Annotated in this window: 17 protein-coding genes; 15 read left to right on the forward strand and 2 right to left on the reverse strand. The window is 37.6% G+C overall.

The window, feature by feature from the left end:
- The first annotated feature begins 63 nt into the window (after positions 1-63).
- From NSQ71_RS02125 to NSQ71_RS02140, 4 genes are all read left to right on the forward strand, one after another.
- Entirely contained in the window at positions 64-1740 is a 1677-nt protein-coding gene (locus tag NSQ71_RS02125) for a hypothetical protein (protein WP_339198491.1), read from the forward strand.
- On the forward strand, positions 1733-2458 hold the full coding sequence (locus tag NSQ71_RS02130) for an ABC transporter ATP-binding protein (protein WP_339198495.1): 726 nt from the start codon (positions 1733-1735) through the stop codon (positions 2456-2458). The genes NSQ71_RS02125 and NSQ71_RS02130 overlap by 8 nt, the downstream gene beginning before the upstream one ends.
- Positions 2455-3009 (forward strand): stage II sporulation protein M, encoded by a 555-nt coding sequence (locus tag NSQ71_RS02135; RefSeq protein WP_327856894.1) that lies wholly within the window; start codon positions 2455-2457, stop codon positions 3007-3009. The genes NSQ71_RS02130 and NSQ71_RS02135 overlap by 4 nt, the downstream gene beginning before the upstream one ends.
- 870 nt (positions 3010-3879) lie before the next feature.
- Positions 3880-4530 (forward strand): cupin domain-containing protein, encoded by a 651-nt coding sequence (locus NSQ71_RS02140; protein ID WP_063387638.1) that lies wholly within the window; start codon positions 3880-3882, stop codon positions 4528-4530.
- A gap of 445 nt (positions 4531-4975) precedes the next feature.
- Here the strand turns inward: NSQ71_RS02140 and NSQ71_RS02145 are convergent, their stop codons facing one another.
- Together NSQ71_RS02145 and NSQ71_RS02150 are read right to left on the reverse strand one after the other, a co-directional pair.
- The gene (locus tag NSQ71_RS02145) at positions 4976-5116 is read right to left on the reverse strand and encodes a hypothetical protein (protein ID WP_339198498.1); all 141 of its coding nucleotides are present in this window, start codon (positions 5114-5116) and stop codon (positions 4976-4978) included.
- A 230-nt stretch (positions 5117-5346) separates the two neighbouring features.
- Positions 5347-6111 (reverse strand): DeoR/GlpR family DNA-binding transcription regulator, encoded by a 765-nt coding sequence (locus tag NSQ71_RS02150; protein ID WP_063387636.1) that lies wholly within the window; start codon positions 6109-6111, stop codon positions 5347-5349.
- A gap of 311 nt (positions 6112-6422) precedes the next feature.
- On the opposite strand from NSQ71_RS02150, the gene iolA reads away from it, so the two are divergent.
- The 11 genes from iolA (at position 6423) to iolG (NSQ71_RS02205) (ending at position 19752) form a co-directional block, all read left to right on the forward strand.
- Complete coding sequence (gene iolA, locus NSQ71_RS02155; RefSeq protein WP_063387635.1) at positions 6423-7886, forward strand: methylmalonate-semialdehyde dehydrogenase; 1464 nt, start codon at positions 6423-6425, stop codon at positions 7884-7886.
- A 177-nt stretch (positions 7887-8063) separates the two neighbouring features.
- Entirely contained in the window at positions 8064-8879 is an 816-nt protein-coding gene (gene iolB, locus NSQ71_RS02160) for a 5-deoxy-glucuronate isomerase (protein WP_094245021.1), read from the forward strand.
- A 26-nt stretch (positions 8880-8905) separates the two neighbouring features.
- Positions 8906-9883, forward strand: a complete 978-nt coding sequence (gene iolC / locus NSQ71_RS02165) for a 5-dehydro-2-deoxygluconokinase (protein ID WP_117017316.1) — start codon at positions 8906-8908, stop codon at positions 9881-9883.
- A 25-nt stretch (positions 9884-9908) separates the two neighbouring features.
- Complete coding sequence (gene iolD, locus NSQ71_RS02170; protein WP_066248127.1) at positions 9909-11819, forward strand: 3D-(3,5/4)-trihydroxycyclohexane-1,2-dione acylhydrolase (decyclizing); 1911 nt, start codon at positions 9909-9911, stop codon at positions 11817-11819.
- A gap of 15 nt (positions 11820-11834) precedes the next feature.
- Positions 11835-12728 (forward strand): myo-inosose-2 dehydratase, encoded by an 894-nt coding sequence (iolE, locus tag NSQ71_RS02175; protein WP_339198503.1) that lies wholly within the window; start codon positions 11835-11837, stop codon positions 12726-12728.
- A gap of 157 nt (positions 12729-12885) precedes the next feature.
- Positions 12886-13884, forward strand: coding sequence for a Gfo/Idh/MocA family protein (locus NSQ71_RS02180; protein WP_339198506.1), 999 nt, complete (start codon positions 12886-12888; stop codon positions 13882-13884).
- A 13-nt stretch (positions 13885-13897) separates the two neighbouring features.
- On the forward strand, positions 13898-14917 hold the full coding sequence (gene iolG, locus NSQ71_RS02185; protein WP_094245025.1) for an inositol 2-dehydrogenase: 1020 nt from the start codon (positions 13898-13900) through the stop codon (positions 14915-14917).
- Positions 14918-15019: 102 nt separating this feature from the next.
- Complete coding sequence (locus tag NSQ71_RS02190; protein ID WP_063387651.1) at positions 15020-16504, forward strand: sugar ABC transporter ATP-binding protein; 1485 nt, start codon at positions 15020-15022, stop codon at positions 16502-16504.
- A complete protein-coding gene (locus NSQ71_RS02195) occupies positions 16504-17496 on the forward strand; it encodes an ABC transporter permease (RefSeq protein WP_339198509.1) in 993 nt (330 codons plus the stop codon). Before NSQ71_RS02190 ends, NSQ71_RS02195 begins: the two co-directional genes overlap by 1 nt.
- A gap of 60 nt (positions 17497-17556) precedes the next feature.
- Positions 17557-18543, forward strand: coding sequence for a sugar ABC transporter substrate-binding protein (locus NSQ71_RS02200; RefSeq protein ID WP_063387627.1), 987 nt, complete (start codon positions 17557-17559; stop codon positions 18541-18543).
- 210 nt (positions 18544-18753) lie between these two features.
- Entirely contained in the window at positions 18754-19752 is a 999-nt protein-coding gene (gene iolG / locus NSQ71_RS02205; protein WP_063387650.1) for an inositol 2-dehydrogenase, read from the forward strand.
- The last annotated feature ends 61 nt before the right edge of the window (positions 19753-19813 follow it).

Raw genomic sequence — 19813 nt, forward strand, 5'->3', positions numbered from 1 at the left:
ATACTAAAATTAACAAGCCCCCTCTTTTTTCTGTTTACCTAGTCAGGAGGTGCCAGTTAAATAATGTTTACTAGTAATTCTGTCTTTTCTTTTTTAGATAAAATGATCAATATAATAAAATATAACAGAAAATCTGCTCTGCGAAAATTTTTAGCAGACTGGCAGCTGGATAAAATTGATCTTAGAAAGATATATAGATGGATTACACTCATTATGATTTTTATTATGAGTGCTTTGTTTTTTTTCACAGTATTTTTAACTGGTTATATCATCAAAGATCTAGATGCAAATACATGGTTAAATGTCTTTTTGAGCTTTGTAATATTTCTTGCTTTCTTCAACTCATTAAGTTTCTTTAATAAAAAATCTTCTGTTTTTTATTATGACACGACAAAAATGTTGTCTCAATTAAAAAGTTATAGAGTGTTGCAAGTCATTGCTTCTATTTATGGTGACTCATTGAAAAATACAGTGATAATGTGGTTCGTTTTGTTAATGCCTGTAGTTTTAGGGATACATATAAATTACCCAAGTTTTGAGCTGAAATTTTTGATTTACTATTTTCCGCTATTTAGTCTATTAAGTTTAATAATGACTATGTTTTTTTCATACTTCCGCTTTTTGTTTGCCCATTTTTTTTATATACAATCACTGCGTTTATTAAATCGCTTTTTTCTATTTATAGTCGTTGGGCTCTTATTTTTTTTATTACCCTTCACGATCGCTTCACTGTTATTCAATTCACAAAAATTTGGAATTAAATTAGCAAATATTGTGATAAAATATCAGTCTTTTTTAATGGAACTCGGTCTGCCTAAGGACATATATAATCTCGAGTTTCATAAACTTTTCATCGTTTTTCTTTTCATGCTATTCATAGCTGGTGTATTCACTTTGATATGGATCAAAACATTAAATCATTTAGATTTAATACCTTATTACCAAATTCGTACCCGTAAAAGCTCTATATCTGATAAAGATAAGTTCATAAATACGAATAAATATTTTTTTGTAAAAGACATACTTCATATTAAGCGTGTTAGTTCATGGTTTATTGGGCATATAGGAAAAACTATATTAGGCTTGCTAGTATTTATCGGAATCGCCTTGCCAGTCGTACAACATTTTATTGATTCAACATCACCGTTGTTTTTTTTATCCATTATAACAGTATTTGCTTTTGCCATATTTCAAATTGTTGGCGACTCACTAAAAATGATATTAGCGATTGATACAGAGGCCAAGAATATACACTTGCTTGTTTATACCAAATATACAATGTGGGATATTGTCAAAGAAAAATGGTATATATATTTTATTTTTACATTTCTAGTCACTTTTTTCGTCGTCTTATTATCTTCTGTTTTTATAAATGTAAATATTTTTCTGTATGCTTTATCAATCACTATTATGCTCACCTATGGTGGACTGAGTGGTTTATTTCAAATATTCTCAACAGCGTTATACCCACGGATAAATTGGGAGCATCCCTATGAAATTGGTGAATCCCATAAAGCTAATTTTATAGAAAGCATTTTAAATAATGGTCTAACTTATCTATACACGGTTTTCATAGGAGGATTACTGATCGCAGATCAATTTTTCGGATTAAAATTAAACACTGTGGTTGCATGTATTCTTATATTAATTCTCGTTGCTTTTTTCTTTTGCGCTTATGCCATCGTTGCTGCGTATACTAAACAAATTTCAGTCAGGGAGGTTTTCTTAAAAAATGATTAAGGTGAAAAATTTATCTAAAAGATATGATGAAAATATCGTTTTAGATAACCTTAATTTCCAAGTGGATACGGGTTGTATCTATGGGATTGTTGGTACGAATGGTGTTGGGAAAACTACCTTTCTACGTATCCTTGCAGGTTTATCCAAACCAGATCATGGTGAAATATACATTGATAACATAAAACGTGTTGGTAATAATAGTAATAAAAAAATAAGTTTTGTTCCTGATTCCGCTTCTTTATATGAATATTTAAGCGGGGAAGAATATCTTTTGTTCTTTGCATCTATTTTAGATGTTCCGAAAGAGTTGCGAAAAGATAAAGTTTCTTATTTACTTGACCTCTTCAATTTAACATCAGCAAAAGATGAATTGATTAAGACATATAGCCACGGAATGAAACAAAAGGTATCTATTGCATCAGCATTATTGAACGATCCAGATATATTATTATTAGATGAACCTTTGACAGGAATCGATTTAATCAATTCACATATTATAAGACAACATATAAAAAAGTTTGTAAAAGCAGATAAAACAGTTATTCTAACGACACATTTACTTGAATTGGCACATTCTCTATGCGATAAAATAGGGATTTTACATAAAGGTAAAATTGTCGAGGAATTTTCAACCAATAAATTAAGTCTCGATTCAATAGAAAAGCGTATTACATCAGTTTACTTAGGTAAAAATTCTGGAGAAATGATGAGCAAATGAATTTTCAGGGAAGGGGTATAAAAGATGTTGTTCGTAAGCTTGTATCGAATAACAAAATATTGTTTGTCATTTCTTTACTTTTATTTTTTGGGGGGATGGCAGGGGGGTATTTGTTTAGAATAGATGCAGTAAGAGGAGACTTAAACTATATACAGGCTTCTGATGTAGAAAACTTACTTTTTAATAATATAAAGGCATCACTAGTTATTGCTTCAGGATTACTTTCTCTTGGTATTTCTACTGTTATATTTTTGATAACTAATGGGTTAATAGTCGGTTCCTCTATTCAGCAGCAATTGGAGCTTGGATTGTCTATTTCAAGTATTTTTGTAAAGCTAATCCCGCATGGAATATTTGAGATACCTGCGATATTAATAAGTGGAATCATTGGATTAAAAGGCGTATCAATTATTATTGAATATTTCCGTACTTCTTTAAGTGCAAAACAGCTAATAAAACAGACGTTATTTGAAATAGCCCTATTAACCAGTATAATATTAATTTTCCTTACATTGGCAGCAATAATAGAATGGTATATAACCCCATTATAATATTGGAGGTCATGTCATGAGTGCAAAATTTGCAAATTTTCTATCAACTGCCCTTTTTTTCTTAGCATTGATCGTTATAGTACTAACTAAAAATCTATATTTAGGTTTATTCCCCTTAATTTTGTCTATGTTTATTCTTACTTGGCAATTAGAAGGAAAGATAAACAATAAAATGTTAAAATTCCTTTTTTTGGGCTTTGAATTACTGTTTCTTTTTATACTCTCATTTTTTTTAATTTATCATCTTCTTACGAGGGGGATATAAATGAATATTATTCATAAACCAAGTATCAAGTTGGTATGGTTTGGAATATTGGTAAATTAGTTATTGTTTAACATTTTATTTTTTACAATTAGGAAGTACTCTTCTTTCAAACAGAATGCTGAATTTATAACCATTGACCAAGGAAGGCTTAGGCAGTATGTGATTTGCTTATCCCAAAAAGTATAGTCTTACATTGGTCAGTTGTGCAACTATTTTCGAATTAAAACAAAGTCATTATTGTTTTCAAAAATGATTTTGACTGAAAAATAACTGGCCAAATCACAAAATAGAGATGACGTTGATATTGAGCTGCCTGATGTTTTTGCAACGATAAAAGTTCAACTATTTCGCTCCGATTAATGTGTACGTCTTCATGATCCTGCATAGATAGCGAATCGGTCAGGGGGAAAATTGCCTTTGGCTGCGAGAAAGCTCAAGGAAGTTTCGGCATATTACCCTTTCTGGAAAAGATTATCCCTAATTTTTTATATCGCCCATATTTTAGGTACAGGGAGATCTTTGGCTTTTTTATTTAGGTACTTGCACTACTAATACGTGTCTGCATAGATTATGGTGAAATATTTAAACACAAAGGATGAGTGCACATGGTTGCATATTTGGATTACACATCACCTAAAACGCAATTCACCTTCGATGTCAACAAGAGTAGATCGTTCACAAAGGATAAACACAACTTTATAAATATCTTGGGAATTAAACAGTTAAACACATTAGAAAACATATCTTTATTGGATATTTTTTTAAGCAAAAATAATGTTATAGAACCTCACTATCATCAAAATGCAGCTGAGCTGGTCTATTGTATTTCCGGTGCTGCCACTGTCTCGATGTTGAACCCATTTACAAAACAAATTCATAACTATCCAATTAAGCCGGGGCAGGTGGTAAATATTCCGCAAGCATGGTGGCATTACGAAGTAGCAACCAAGGATAATACACACCTTCTGGCAATATTTGATGCCCCGACTCCTGAGGTGATTTTAGGTTCAGATATCTTAAAGCTTACTCCGTCAAATATCATGGCGCATACTTATTGCCTGAATGAACAGGAATGGAAGAAAACTATAGCTCCTATTCAACCGAACACATTTATCGGCCCACATAAAAACTGTAAACGTAAGAAATATGAAAATGATCAAACTAGATCGACCCGCCAAAATCCAAATTATATCCATCATTATCATCATTACCCTTATAATTACCCATTCGCATCTTATAGTCCCAGCCTTTCCTAAGGCAGAACCTTTAAAGGAGGTATTTTTCCTTTGATAGGTTTTGTTTTGAGAATTTACTGAAAATTCCAGTCGTATGATACAGTTCCTGATTATAGAAATCTTATGGCAATTCTCTTTTTTTGTTGAAACCATCTCTTAGATAAGGAAAAGGTGGTTGGAAACATTGCTTCGTAAGCTGTTAGGGTATAATCACTGGAAGAATGTTTCAGGAAGAACTATGCTAAGCAAATATGCGGCGGTGAGCGACATGTGGTGTAACTCCTCAACTCATGAATTCGTTTCGCAAATATTCTTAAACCCTTGGGCAATCCAGTAAAGTAAAAGGATTTGTCCAAGGGTTTTATGTTTGCCGAAGGAGGTTTTCATGATTTGCCTTAAAAATCTTTATACATACTTTGCAACAGTTAGTTCCCAAAACGAAAAAAAGGCGGGGGTTTTTGCATAACTAAGTTGATTTTTGATCAAGCGGTGTTGAAGGGAGGGCTTCTCTGTTTGCAAATTGTCCAATTGTAACCGCAGGTTTAAATCCTTTTTGCCAATTGGTTCGACCAGCAGCTTGAAAATAGAATAATCGAATGGCTTTCACTCTGTTGTGTCCGTTAAAATAAAAACATTTACACTTATCTACTGAATGAATCAATTACTTCCTGTTCCATAGAACAGCAGGAACGATTTCGAAAATCTATTAAAATATGTCTCCATCGTTAAAAGGTGAACAAGCTTGAGGAAGTCATGATGAGAACAAGGATTCAGTCACCTCAAAAACAATTTGACAAAAGAAAAAGCTGCTAGCCGCTTGTCAACGATGTTTTATGTTTAATTTTCATTATCAGCAATGACAAGCTGGATATTGTGTTTTTTGGCAAATTCCTGGTATTGCTCGCTCGGAGCAGTGTCCGTAATAATATAATCAACCTCATCAAGACGGCAATAAGTCATTAAAGCGTATTTATCAAATTTATCATGATCTACCAATAAATAAACTTGTTCACTTCTTTTGACAATTGTTTGTTTTATTTCGCTTTCAAGCGGGGAAGAGTTCGTTACGCCATTTGAAATGGAGATGCCGGTTGATGCCATGAAAGCTTTATTAATATTGTAGCTTTGTAATATATCCATATTTTTGAGACTGACGAACGATTTCGTTTTACGTTCAAATACTCCACCTGTTGTCAGAACGTTTAAGTTTGGATAAGGGTACGAATTTATAATAAAGTCCAAGTTGTTTGTGATGATCGTAACCTGTTTTGTTTGCAAATATTCCACCATTTCCAATGTTGTTGTTCCCGAATCAATATAAATAATATCGCCGTCCTCAACATATTTTGCGGCTGCTTTGGCAACGGCTTTTTTCTGCTTTTGATTGCGGGTTTGTCTGACCGTAAATGATTCTAATGTTGTATGATTAACAGCAACTCCTCCGTACACCTTTTTGATCGTTCCCCGTTCAACTAATTGTTGAACATCGCGCCGGATGGTGTTTTTTGACACATTGAATTCCTTAACAAGTTCGTCCAACGAAACGGTTTGATGTTCAAAAACATATTTTTCTATTTGTTCTATTCGTTTAGATTTTAACATGTGGATCCCTCTTGCTTTCTTTAGTTTTCACTGGCTAATATTTGAAACAAATTATAAAGTTAACCAAAACTTAACCATCAACGTTAATTATATCTATATTACCCTATAAGTTCAATAATAATGAAGATTTAGCCGATTAGTCGCAGAAATATTTTTAAATTTTTGTTGACTGAAAACGCTTTTAATATTATCATAAAAATCGAGATATAACCAAAATATAACTAATATATAACAATAATATCATCAATTTTTTAAAAAACATACCAACTATTTATGATCAACTAGTGTTGATGAATTAAGGGGGACAGAAAATGTCTAACGCATTAAAATTAAAAAATTACATTAATGGCGAATGGGTTGAAAGTAAAGCAACAAAATATGAAGATGTTTACAATCCTGCTACAAAAGAAGTAATTGGCCAAGTTCCGCTTTCTACAAAAGAGGAAGTGGATGAAGCTGTAGAAGTTGCCAAAAAAGCTTTTGAGGAATGGAAAAACGTCCCTGTTCCTCGCCGTGCAAGAATTCTATTTAATTTTCAGCAGCTGTTAATAAAGCATAGGGAAGAATTAGCGCGGATCATTACGATTGAAAATGGAAAAAGTTATTCTGAAGCATTAGGAGAAGTTCAGCGCGGAATAGAAAATGTAGAGTTTGCGGCAGGAGCGCCTACTTTAATGATGGGGGATTCCTTATCAACGATTGCGACTGATATTGAGGCGACCAATTACCGCTATCCGATCGGCGTGGTCGGCGGGATTACTCCGTTTAACTTCCCGATGATGGTGCCTTGCTGGATGTTCCCAATGGCAATAGCGCTTGGCAATACTTTTATATTAAAACCATCTGAAAGAACACCGCTCTTAATCGAAAAATTAGTCAACTTGTTTACAGAAGCGGGTCTTCCAAAAGGTGTATTAAATGTGGTAAATGGAGCGCATGATGTTGTCAATGGAATTTTGGATCATCCGGATATCAAAGCGATTTCGTTCGTTGGCTCCAAACCGGTTGGCGAATACGTTTATAAACGGGCTAGTGAAAATTTAAAACGTGTTCAGGCGTTGACTGGAGCGAAAAACCATACGATTGTGTTAAAGGATGCCAACTTGGATGATGCTGTTACCAACATTATTTCTTCAGCATTCGGATCAGCAGGAGAACGATGCATGGCATGTTCAGTTGTGACGGTGGAAGAAGAAATTGCTGATCAATTTATCGCCAAGTTAAAAGAAGAAACAGAAAATATTAAAATGGGCAACGGCCTTGATGACGGTGTCTTGCTAGGACCGGTCATCCGAGAAGAAAATAAAAAACGCACGATCCGTTATATTGAAAAGGGTGTTGAAGAAGGCGCAACCTTGGTATGTGACGGACGCAATCGCGCAACAGACGACGGGTTTTTTATCGGACCTACGATTTTTGACAATGTTACAACCGATATGACCATTTGGAAAGATGAAATTTTTGCACCTGTCTTATCGATCATTCGGGTGAAACATTTAAAAGAAGCGATCGAAATTGCAAATAGATCTGAGTTTGCCAACGGCGCATGTATTTTTACAACGAACGCTCAAGCCATTCGCTATTTCCGCGAAAATATTGATGCAGGTATGTTAGGCGTTAACTTAGGAGTGCCGGCTCCAATGGCGTTTTTCCCGTTCTCCGGATGGAAGTCTTCGTTCTTTGGAACATTGCACGCCAACGGAAAAGACAGCGTTGATTTTTATACGCGCAAAAAGGTTGTCACAGCTCGCTATAAAACGCCAAGTTTTGAATAATAGATTGGTAATGTGATAGAAGATTCATCCTTCAGGCTCATTATTAGCTTCATGAGCCTGAAAATGAATCGGAAAAGAGAGCGCAACGGCTTTGTCAAAAGCTTTAAGAAAACAATTGTTTTTTCGGTTTTTTTCCTTTAAGAAAAAGAAAACCGCCGCCATGTGAGGGAGGTATATATGAGTCATTTGCTGCGAAAACCGAACAAGAAAGAAATCGAAAAGGGAGTAATGGTTGTTCATGAAGTAACATCAGAAAACTCTCCTTTGGAATATGTGGGATTTAAAGTCATCGATTTAGATCCGAACGCAAAATATTCGGAATTATTAGGAAACCAAGAATGCTGCATCGTCGCCTTAACGGGAAAAATTAATGTTTCAGTCGGTGATGAAAATTTCGAAAATTTAGGCACGCGGGAAAGTGTTTTTGAAAAGATCCCGACGGACAGCGTATATGTTTCCAATCAGCGCCATTTTGAGGTTGAAGGAGTAACAAAAGCGCGCGTTGCCTTATGCTATTCCCCGTCTGAACGTCAGCTGCCTACGAAATGGATTAAAGCAGAAAATGTAGGAATCGAGCATAGGGGGATACTTAACAATAAACGTTTTGTCCACAATATTTTGCCTGATTCAGATCCAAGTGCGAATAGTCTTTTAGTGGTGGAAGTGTTTACGGAAAGCGGCAATTGGTCAAGCTATCCTCCGCATAAGCATGACCGTGATAACTTGCCAAATGAGTCGCTATTGGAAGAGACCTATTATCATGAAATGGATCCGCCTCAAGGATTCGTTTTTCAGCGAGTTTATACGGACGATCGTTCACTAGATGAAACGATGACAGTTGAAAACGGCGATGTTGTCATCGTGCCGAAAGGATATCATCCGGTCGGCGTACCAGACGGTTATACCTCTTATTATTTAAATGTTATGGCAGGCCCGAAACGGATTTGGAAATTTTACAATGACCCTGATCATGAATGGATATTGAAACGTTAAAAAATACAAGGAGCTGTTTATCAAAGATGAGATATGATTTCAATACCGACAGAGAATTTGACATCATTGCAATTGGCCGTGCATGCATTGATTTAAACGCTGTGGAATACAACCGTCCGATGGAAGAAACGATGACTTTTACAAAATATGTTGGAGGCTCTCCGGCTAATATCGCCATTGGCTGTTCAAAATTAGGGCTGAAGGCTGGATTCATCGGAAAAATTTCAGACGATCAGCATGGCCGTTTTATTGAGCAGTATATGCGCAATGTTGGGGTTGACACATCCCATATGGTCGTTGATCAGGAGGGGCATAAAGCCGGATTGACTTTTACAGAAATTAAAAGTCCGGAAGACTGCAGCATCTTAATGTATCGTGAAAATGTAGCAGACCTCTATTTGAAACCGTCCGAGGTAGATGAGGAATATATCAAAAGATCCAAAATTTTGCTTGTTTCCGGTACGGCGCTATCTAAAAGCCCTTCGAGAGAAGCTGTTTTGAAAGCGATCTCTCTGGCGAAAAAACATGATGTGAAAGTCATATTTGAATTGGATTATCGCCCGTACACTTGGACATCTACTGATGAAACTTCTGTTTATTATTCATTGGTGGCGGAAAAGGCAGACGTTGTGATCGGCACCCGCGACGAATACGATATCATGGAAGGAACAAAAGACGGGAAAAACGAAGAGACCGTTCGCTATTTGTTTCAGCATTCGCCGGACCTGATTATCATTAAGCATGGCGTTGAAGGCTCTTATGCGTATGCGAAATCAGGTGAAACATTTCAAGCGAATGCTTATCGGACAAAAGTATTAAAAACGTTCGGTGCAGGGGATGCATACGCTTCAGCCTTCTTGTATGCGCTAATTACAGGCAAGGACATTGAGACGGCTTTAAAATACGGGAGCGCCTCAGCAGCTATTGTCGTCAGCAGACACAGCTCTTCTGATGCAATGCCGAAAGCAGAAGAAATCGAACAACTCATTGCCGAAAGATCATAATTGAATACGATCAGGGGTGAAAAAGATGGGAACTATCCGGTTGACAACAGCTCAAGCTTTAATCAAATTTTTGAACCAACAATACATTCACGTTGACGGTAAAGAATTTCCCTTTGTGGAAGGAATCTTCAATGTGTTCGGACATGGCAATGTTTTAGGAATTGGTCAGGCGCTTGAGCAAGATCCCGGCCATTTAAAAGTAATTCAAGGGAAAAATGAACAAGGAATGGCGCATGCAGCCATTGCTTACAGCAAACAAATGCTTCGGCAAAAAATATTTGCCGTCACCACGTCGGTTGGACCGGGGTCGGCCAACTTGGTCGCGGCAGCGGGTACAGCTCTTTCCAATAATATTCCCGTCCTTCTGCTCCCTGCAGATACGTTTGCTACCCGCCAGCCTGATCCTGTTTTGCAGCAAGTGGAACATGAATATAGTACGGCGGTGACAACCAATGATGCGCTCAAGCCCGTATCAAGATATTGGGATCGGATCACACGCCCTGAACAGTTGATGTCAAGTTTAATCAGAGCTTTTGAAGTGATGACAGATCCGGCCAAAGCGGGTCCTGCGACCATCTGCATTTCGCAAGATGCCGAAGGGGAAGCGTTTGATTTTGATGAGAAATTTTTTGAAAAACGGGTGCACTATCTTGACCGCAAATTGCCGACCGATCGAGAGCTAAAGGGAGCTGCAGAATTAATAAAATCAAGCAAAAAACCACTTATCATTGTGGGCGGCGGTGCAAAATATTCCCAAGCGAGGGATATTTTAATCAAGCTTTCCGAGAAGCATGATATTCCGCTTGTCGAAACGCAAGCCGGAAAATCGACAGTCGAATCAACATTTAAAAATAATTTGGGCGGAATCGGAGTAACCGGAACATTAGCTGCCAATAAAGCGGCTAAAGAAGCGGATTTGATTATTGGAGTGGGAACAAGATATACAGATTTTACAACTTCGTCGAAAACAGCGTTCAATTTTGAACAGGCAAAGTTTTTGAACATTAATGTCAGCCGTTTGCAGGCCTATAAAATGGATGGTTTTCAAGTAGTCGCAGATGCCAAAACAACTTTGGAGCTGTTATTCCCGCTGTTGGACGGGTATAAAAGCGAATTCGGAGATCAAATTGTCGAATTAAAAGAGGAGTGGCTGAGAGAGCGCGACCGTTTAAGCAAGATAGTGTTTGACAGGGAAAACTTTACACCGGAAATAAAAGATCAGTTTTCCCAAGAAGTGCTGAATGAATATGCAGATGCGTTAAATACAGAATTGGCGCAAACCACTGCATTATTGGCGATTAATGAAGCGGTTTCGCCTGACAGTATCATCATCGGTTCAGCTGGTTCATTGCCTGGAGATCTTCAACGCTTATGGCATTCAACAGAACCTAACACATACCATATGGAATACGGGTATTCGTGTATGGGATATGAAGTGTCGGGTGCTTTAGGAATCAAGCTTGCGCAGCCTGACAAAGAAGTTTATGCCATGGTCGGCGACGGCAGCTTCCTCATGCTGCATTCTGAATTGGTTACAGCCATTCAATATAATCATAAAATTAATATTTTGCTGTTTGACAACTCAGGATTTGGCTGTATTAGCAACCTGCAAATGGGCAATGGAATGGGAAGCTATTATTGCGAATTCCGAACACATGACAATCAAATTATGAACATTGATTATGCAAAAGTGGCTGAAGGCTACGGAGCCAAAACTTACCGTGCCAATACAGTCGAAGAATTGAAAGCAGCATTAGAAGATGCCAAGAAACAAAATGTATCTACTTTAATAGAAATGAAAGTGCTTCCAAAGACCATGACAAATGGCTATGAAAGCTGGTGGCATGTCGGGGTTGCGGAAGTCTCTGAAAAGGAAAGTGTGCAAAAAGCATTTAAAGAAAAACAAGAAAATTTAAAAACTGCCAAACAATATTAAAGAAGGAGACAAACAATGGGAGAGCAAGACATCTTATGGGGAATTTCGCCGATCGGCTGGAGAAATGATGATATACCGGAAATCGGAGCTGAAAATACGTTGCAGCACCTTTTAAGCGACATTGTTGTCGCAGGTTTTGAAGGCACCGAAGTTGGCGGCTTTTTCCCTGAGCCGAAAGTGTTAAACAAGGAATTGGAGCTGCGAAACTTAAAAATAGCAGGACGGTGGTTTAGCAGTTTTATTATCCGCGACGGCATAGAAGAAGCTAAACGGGCTTTCCATCAGCATTGTCAATACTTGTATGAAGTTCATGCAGATGTGGCAGTAGTTTCTGAGCAGACTTACAGCATTCAAGGTACCGATAAAAATGTTTTTTCCGAAAAGCCGCACTTTACAGATGCCGAGTGGACCCAATTATGCGAAGGCCTGAACGAACTGGGAAAAATCGCTGTGCAGTACGGTTTGAAATTAGTTTATCACCATCATATGGGAACGGGGGTTCAAACCCTTCCGGAGATTGATCGGTTAATGGAAAACACTGATGCAAACTACGTGCACCTGCTCTATGACACAGGCCACATCTATGTTTCCGATGAAGATTGCCAGCAGCTATTAAACAAGCATATTGACCGCATAAAACACGTGCACTTTAAAGATGTAAGAAAAAAGATAATGGAGGAGTGCAAAAAAGAAGGAAAATCATTCATGAATTCCTTCTTAAGCGGAATCTTTACGGTACCAGGGGATGGCTGCATTGATTTTACCGTACTTTATCAAAAACTATTGGACCATCAATACAAAGGATGGATTATCGTTGAAGCCGAACAAGATCCGTCAATAGCCCATCCATTGGAATACGCTTTAATTGCTCGTAAGTATATAAATGAAAAATTATTAAACAACTCTTAAGCAGGGCATGGGGGATGAAACAAACAACAGTTTCGCTCTTTAAAAAAATGTCACCCGTTAATCGAAACAATCGATTCGTAACTTTGATTGTAATGGGATGGTGGGCGGTCATGATTTTACCTTTGCCGTTCAGAAAATTTTGTGAAAGGTGATCAAAATGGAAAAAGTAAAGTGGGGAATTATGAGTGCAGCTAATATTGCTTACGAGCAGCTTCTTCCTGCCCTGAGACAATCCTCTCGTTCCGAAGTTGTAGCGATTGCGAGCAGAAGCAAAGAAAAAGTCGCCCGATTCAATATTCCAAAGGTTTATAGTGATTACGATCAATTGTTAGAAGATGAATCGATAGATGTAGTTTATATTCCTCTTCCAAATGCCCTGCACGCCGAATGGGCAATAAAAGCTGCACAGAAGGGAAAGCATATTTTAGTAGAAAAGCCTGCAGCTGTTAGTACGAAAGAATTATTGAAGGTAAAGGAAGCTGTAGAGCAAAACAACGTAATTTTTATGGAAGCCTTTATGTATCAATTCCATAAACAACATGCACGTGTAAAGGATTTATTGGCTTCGGGGATGATCGGAAGCATATTGCATGTAAAATCACATTTTTCTTGGAGTTTGCAAGACCGGGATGATATTCGTTTAAACCCCGCATTAGGCGGAGGAGCTATGTGGGATGTCGGGTGTTACGGAGTTCATGCGATGAGCCAGATCATCGGAATAAAACCAGAGAAAGTTGTTATGTTGGGGGAAGTTGACCCTGAACATAAAGTGGATATGTTATCAACTTGTATTTTTGTAGATGAGTTTGGAAGAACAGCCGAAATTACCGCCAGCATGAAGCTGCCATTTATTAATCGGTATGAAATTATAGGAGAGCGCGGAACCATTTTAGTAGATTCCTCTTTTCGGCCTGATGTGTCATCAGATCAAAAGGGCAAAGTAATTGTAAAAGATGACAATAACGAAATAATACTGTTTGAAACATATAAAGATAATCAGTATTTCAATCAAGTGGAGCATGTAAATGATTGCATTATCAACGGAAAACAACCAGTTTATGGAATCCGAAATTCTATTCAAGTTATTCATTATATAGAAAAAGGTTATGAATCTTTGCGCAATCAATCCGTAGTAGCAAGTCTAAATAAATTTTAGGAAGGTAATGAAAATGAACAGAAAAATTCGCTGTGCAGTGATCGGGCTGGGACGTCTTGGATATTGGCATGCCGTAAACGTTAAGACAAAAATCCAATCCGCCGAACTAGTATACATTTGTGATAGAAATGAAGAGCTTGCCAAAAAAGTTTCCATAGAATTAGATGTTCCTAACTTCACTACAAATCCAAGTGATATTTTTTCCAATGATCGGATTGAGGCTGTTATCATTGCTTCTCCTACGAGTACGCATTTTGAACTGTTGAAGGAAGCAGCTTTTAGCAATAAAGCAGTTTTTGTTGAAAAACCGCTTGTCAGCAATTTAGACGAAGCGAAAGAAATTTTTGCAATAATGAAGCGGCATAACACAATTTGTCAGGTCGGCTTTATGAGACGGTTCGATCCAGCATACGCTGAAGCCAAAAAAAGAATTTTAAGAGGAGATATCGGAAAACCAATTTATTTTCGGGGAATTTCCCGCGATCCAGCATCGCCTCCTGAAGAATTTATAAAAAATAGCGGCGGTATATTTATTGATATGGCCATTCATGATTTTGACATTGCAAGGTATTTAATGGAATCAGACGTTGAAGCAGTATCAGCTCACGGCAAAGTTTTAAAATATCCGTTTATGTCCAAATATCAAGATGTGGATCAATCTCTCTGTTATTTAGAATTTGAATCGGGAGCCGTTGGTGACGTTGAATCCAGCAGAAATGCCCATTATGGCTATGATATACGTGCGGAAGTAATAGGTACGGAAGGAACGATTTTTATTGGCGGCTTGCGTCAACATAACATTCAAGTTTTGACCAGTTCTGGCGCAGTTCATGATATTGTTCAAGATTTTCCGACTAGATTTAAAGACGCCTATTATCTCGAGCTGGAAGACTTTTTCAATGCTTTACTAGAGGGGTATCAACCTAAAGTAACTGTTGAAGATGGAGTAAAAGCTCAAGAAATTGCTGTTGCGGCACAAGAATCGTTTTTTAAGCAAGAAAAAGTTTCCTTGAAAACATCTAAAATATTATGATTTTGTCTTCAGAATAGCTGTTGATTCTCTTAATAGATTAGTTCCTATACGCAGAGAAAGGAGGAAAAAACATTGGCTAGTGCTGAAGGAAGCTTACTGGTGATGAAGGGCATTAAAAAAAGCTTTTCAAATAATCATGTTTTGAAGGGCATTGATTTTGAAGTGAAACCTGGGGAAGTTCATGTGCTGTTAGGTGAAAATGGGGCTGGTAAATCAACGTTGATTAAAATTTTGACGGGAGCCTATCAAAAAGATGAAGGAGAAATTTATTGGGAAGGCCAGCCGGTTCAAATCAGCTCACCTTTGGATGCCATGCAACTTGGAATAGCAACGATATACCAAGAACTAAACGTGATTCCAGAGCTGAAAGTCTATGAAAATATATTTTTAGGCCGGGAAATTAAAGGGAATGGAAAATTTTCATTTATCAACCACAAACAAATGAAAGAAAGCGCGAAGCAATTTTTGCAGATGCTTGGACAAGATCCAGCTATTGCAGAGCAGCCGCTCGGTTACTTAGGAATAGGTCAGCAGCAGCTAGTCGAAATTGCGAAAGCTCTTACTTTAGATGCGAAATTAATTATCATGGACGAACCAACAGCGAGTTTGAGCCAGTCGGAGGTAGAACAGTTATATAAAACGGTTGAACAATTAAAAGAAAAAGGAATTGCTATCATATTTATTTCTCATAGACTTGAAGAAATTAAACGAATTGGCGATCGAATCACTATTTTAAGAGACGGCTTTAAAATCGATACACTTCCAGTAAAGACAACGAGCACGGATCATTGGATTGAACTGATGGTAGGTAGAACTCTTGAAGAAAAATATCCAAAACAAACCTTTACGTTAGGGGAAGAAGGCTTTCGAGTCGAAGATTTAAAAGTTAGCGGCTTTAAAGAACCTGTCAGCTTTAGTATTCGCCGCGGCGAAATTGTCGGTATTTCCGGACTTGTTGGTGCCGGCAGAACGGAGCTGGCAAGAGCCATTTTTGGTGCAGATAAAAAGGAAAAAGGGAAGATCTATGTTGACGGAAAATTAGTCGACATTAAATCACCTAGGGACGCCATCTCTGCCGGAATAGCCTTTATTACAGAGGATAGAAAAAGTGAAGGTTTGCTGCTGGATCAACCGTTATACATGAACATTGTCCTTGCTAATATGGATAACTTTAGAAAAAAGAGCAAATTAATAGATTTGAAAAAAATCAAGCAGGGAGCCATGGACTATGTAAAAGAATTGAAAATCCGCCCGGGAAATATTGAACTGAATGCAAGAAAGCTGAGCGGAGGAAACCAGCAAAAAGTCGTTATAGCCAAATGGCTTTGTACAAAAGCGAAAGTCTTTATATTTGATGAACCGACACGTGGTATCGACGTTGGCGCTAAAGTGGAAGTATATCGGTTGATGAATCAATTAGTTGAAAATGGAGCCATCGTTTTAATGATTTCATCTGATTTGCCGGAAATTTTGGGAATGTGCGATCGCGTACTGGTGATGTCTGAAGGAAAAATAACAGCAGACTTTCCTATTAATGAAGCTTCGCAAGAGAAGATCATGAAAGCGGCTACAGGAGGGAGTAATTGATGAGAGAGTTAGCGGTGAACAGCTCGGAAACGAATGTTGAAAAGAAATCTGTCAAGCATTATCTTAGTAAGTTTGGCGCTCTGATCGGGCTTATCATTTTATGTACAGTTCTCACGATTCTATCGGATAAGTTTTTAACCATCAACAACATCATGAATATCGCCAGACAGTCATCCATTAATGCATTGTTGGCTTTAGGGATGCTCTTGCCGATTTTGACTGCAGGTATCGACTTATCGGTCGGATCCATTTTAGCTATTTCAATCATGTTAATGGGGATTGTTTCCGTTAATATGGGCATGCATCCCATTTTAGGAATTCTTGTATGCTTATTAGTTGGGTGTTTTTTTGGATGGTTAAACGGAATATTGCTGACAAAGCTTAAATTGCCTCATCCGTTTATTTCTACTCTTGGAACAATGAACATAGCACGTGGTTTAGCGCTGATTGTAACAGCAGCTGCACCAATTGCCGGATTTCCGTATTTAATTCAATTTTTGGGGAGAGAATTTGTCGGTCCAATTCCTGTGAGCTTTTTGCTAGTTATCGTGATGTATTTCATTTTCCATATATTTTTAACTAGAACAAAAACCGGAAGATATATTTATGCAATTGGAGGAAATAAAGAAGCAGCTCATTTATCTGGAATCAATGTTGATCGTGTTCTTGTCATTGTTTATACAATCAGTGGTTTTATGGCATCGCTGGCAGGATTAGTTATGGTAGGAAGAGTAAATTCTGCCTTCCCGCTTGCAGGTTTATCATATGAGTTGGATGCCATTGCAGCGGTAATTATTGGCGGAGCAAGCTTTTTTGGTGGAGTTGGAACAGTTTGGGGAACTCTGATAGGAGCTTTAATTATTGCTGTGTTGAGAAATGGCCTTAACTTATTGAATGTTTCAGCCGATTTTCAAATGGCAGTCATAGGATTTGTTATTATAGCGGCTGTTTATGTAGATGTGATTAGACAGAGAAAAAGCAAGAAAGACTAACTTTTTTAAAAATAGTGTTAATATTTAAAATTTATTTATAAATTCAAGGGGGATGATTTTATGAAAAAATGGGTGAAATCTTTAGGTGTTGTAGCAATGGCTGCTAGCATGATTATTGCATCCGGATGTGGGGGTGAAAAATCTTCAGGGGGAAGTAGTGAGAAAGAAGGCAACGATTTAGAAGGAAAAACAATATCAGTCGTTTTAAAAACGTTAAGCAGCCCATATTGGAAATATGTAGAGGCTGGTGCGAAAGCAGCTGGAAAAGAATTGGGTGTTGAAGTAAATGTTGTAGGACCAGCTTCAGAGTCTCAAGTGATCGAACAAGTAAATATGATTGAGGACCAAATCAATCAATCGCCGGGGGCATTAGTTGTTTCGCCAACTCAGCCTTCAACTGTTGTTCCTTCACTAGAACAGGCTACACAACAGGGCATTCCTGTATTGCTCATTGATACAGACGCAGAACTGAAAGATAAAACAACATTTATTGGAACAGAAAACTTCACAGCTGGTCAGGAAGCTGGAAAATTGCTTGCATCAATGTTGAATAAAGGGGATGAAGTAGCTCTTATTAGCGGTGCTCTTGGGAACACTGCAACAGATGAGCGTATAAAAGGAGCCAAAAAAGCTTTAGAAGATGCTGGGATGAAAGTAGTAGCTGAACAACCGGCAGATAGTGATAAATCAAAAGCGATGTCAGTAATGGAGAATATATTACAGAACAATAAAAATATTAAAGGTGTATTTGCTGCAAACGATGATATGGCACTTGGAGTGCTCCGGGCAGTTGAAGCTAAAGGAATGAAAATCCCGGTCATTGGCACAGACGGTACAGTTGAAGCTGTTGAATCGATTATAGCCGGAAAATTAGCCGGAACAATTGCTCAAAGCCCTTATGACATGGGATATTTAGGAGTTGAAAATGCAATTAAAGCTATAAAAGGTGAAAAAGTTGAAAAAAGAATTGACAGCGGCATTGATGTCATCACAAAAGAAAATGCGCAAGAAAAATTAGAATTCTTGAAAAGCATTACGAAAGAATAAATTTTTGTTAACTGATGAAAAGATGGTTGTTCGCAACAACAAGTCTGTCGGACACGTAAAAGCATTAAATAGCTCGAGCTTCTTTAGCTCGAGCTCATTAATATAATGATCCTTTATTTACTTAAATAAAAAACTTTTAATGATGAGCAAGCAGATTTCATCATGCCAAATGATGGTCATTTTCTTGGTGAAAATGGAGGAGATCGGAACATGATAAACATTGGAATTATTGGAGCAGGGAGAATCGGGCGGCTGCATGCAGAAAACATGCAGCATATACCAAATGTAAAGATTAAAGGAATATCGGATGTAATGATTGCTCAAATGGAAGATTGGGCAAAAGAAAAGAACATTTCAATAGTTACGGATAATTATGAGGATCTTTTACGTGATCCGGAAATCCATGCCATTTTTGTTTGCTCTCCAACTACTACGCATGCCGAAATTATTAAAAAGGCTGCGGCGGCCGGTAAGCATATCTTTTGTGAAAAACCGGTTAGTTTTTCAGTTGAAGAAACAGTAGAGGTAATTAATGAAGTTGAAAAGGCTGGCGTCAAATTTCAAGTAGGATTTAACAGACGCTTTGATCCGAATTTTAAAAGGCTACACGATCTTGTTCAACAAGGACAAATTGGAACACCTCATATTTTAAAAATTACTTCAAGGGATCCAAAACCGCCAACCATTGATTACGTGCGGACTTCAGGCGGTTTATTTATGGATATGATGATCCACGATTTCGATATGGCTCGTTATATTGTAAACAGTGAAGTAGTTGAAGTTTTTGCTCAAGGAGCCGTTTTAATAGATTCAGAAATTGGCAAAGCCGGTGATATCGACACGGCAGTTGTAACACTAAAATTTGAAAATGGTGCATTAGGTGTCATTGATAATAGCAGACAGGCCGTTTATGGATATGATCAGAGAGTAGAAATTTTTGGAGATAAAGGGGCGGCAACTGCTGATAATTGCCGGCCGACAACAGTTGAATTATCAACATCTGACCATGTTGTGAAGGATAAACCGCTCTATTTCTTTCTTGAACGTTATTCTGAAGCCTATATTGAAGAAGTTAAGCAATTTGTTCATGCTTGCATGGATAATGAATCTGTTTTGTGCAGTGGATTTGATGGCTTGCAAGCACAAAGAATTGCCAAAGCTGCGCAAGAGTCATTTGAAAAAGGAGTACCGGTGAAAGTCGAGTTTTAACAAACCATTTAAGAAAAAAATTCGTTGTTTTTCATTGAAGATCTTGTATAGAAAACGTAAT

The organism is Aeribacillus sp. FSL M8-0235 (assembly GCF_038000355.1).
GTDB lineage: Bacteria > Bacillota > Bacilli > Bacillales > Aeribacillaceae > Aeribacillus > Aeribacillus composti.

Bases quoted from the DNA above. Each gene is read 5' to 3' on its own strand.
- NSQ71_RS02125 (WP_339198491.1), top strand. From the start codon at position 64: ATGTTTACTAGTAATTCTGTCTTTTCTTTTTTAGATAAAATGATCAAT.
- NSQ71_RS02130 (WP_339198495.1), top strand. From the start codon at position 1,733: ATGATTAAGGTGAAAAATTTATCTAAAAGATATGATGAAAATATCGTT.
- NSQ71_RS02135 (WP_327856894.1), top strand. From the start codon at position 2,455: ATGAATTTTCAGGGAAGGGGTATAAAAGATGTTGTTCGTAAGCTTGTA.
- NSQ71_RS02140 (WP_063387638.1), top strand. From the start codon at position 3,880: ATGGTTGCATATTTGGATTACACATCACCTAAAACGCAATTCACCTTC.
- NSQ71_RS02150 (WP_063387636.1), bottom strand. From the start codon at position 6,111: ATGTTAAAATCTAAACGAATAGAACAAATAGAAAAATATGTTTTTGAA.
- iolA (WP_063387635.1), top strand. From the start codon at position 6,423: ATGTCTAACGCATTAAAATTAAAAAATTACATTAATGGCGAATGGGTT.
- iolB (WP_094245021.1), top strand. From the start codon at position 8,064: ATGAGTCATTTGCTGCGAAAACCGAACAAGAAAGAAATCGAAAAGGGA.
- iolC (WP_117017316.1), top strand. From the start codon at position 8,906: ATGAGATATGATTTCAATACCGACAGAGAATTTGACATCATTGCAATT.
- iolD (WP_066248127.1), top strand. From the start codon at position 9,909: ATGGGAACTATCCGGTTGACAACAGCTCAAGCTTTAATCAAATTTTTG.
- iolE (WP_339198503.1), top strand. From the start codon at position 11,835: ATGGGAGAGCAAGACATCTTATGGGGAATTTCGCCGATCGGCTGGAGA.
- NSQ71_RS02180 (WP_339198506.1), top strand. From the start codon at position 12,886: ATGGAAAAAGTAAAGTGGGGAATTATGAGTGCAGCTAATATTGCTTAC.
- iolG (WP_094245025.1), top strand. From the start codon at position 13,898: ATGAACAGAAAAATTCGCTGTGCAGTGATCGGGCTGGGACGTCTTGGA.
- NSQ71_RS02190 (WP_063387651.1), top strand. From the start codon at position 15,020: ATGAAGGGCATTAAAAAAAGCTTTTCAAATAATCATGTTTTGAAGGGC.
- NSQ71_RS02195 (WP_339198509.1), top strand. From the start codon at position 16,504: ATGAGAGAGTTAGCGGTGAACAGCTCGGAAACGAATGTTGAAAAGAAA.
- NSQ71_RS02200 (WP_063387627.1), top strand. From the start codon at position 17,557: ATGAAAAAATGGGTGAAATCTTTAGGTGTTGTAGCAATGGCTGCTAGC.
- iolG (WP_063387650.1), top strand. From the start codon at position 18,754: ATGATAAACATTGGAATTATTGGAGCAGGGAGAATCGGGCGGCTGCAT.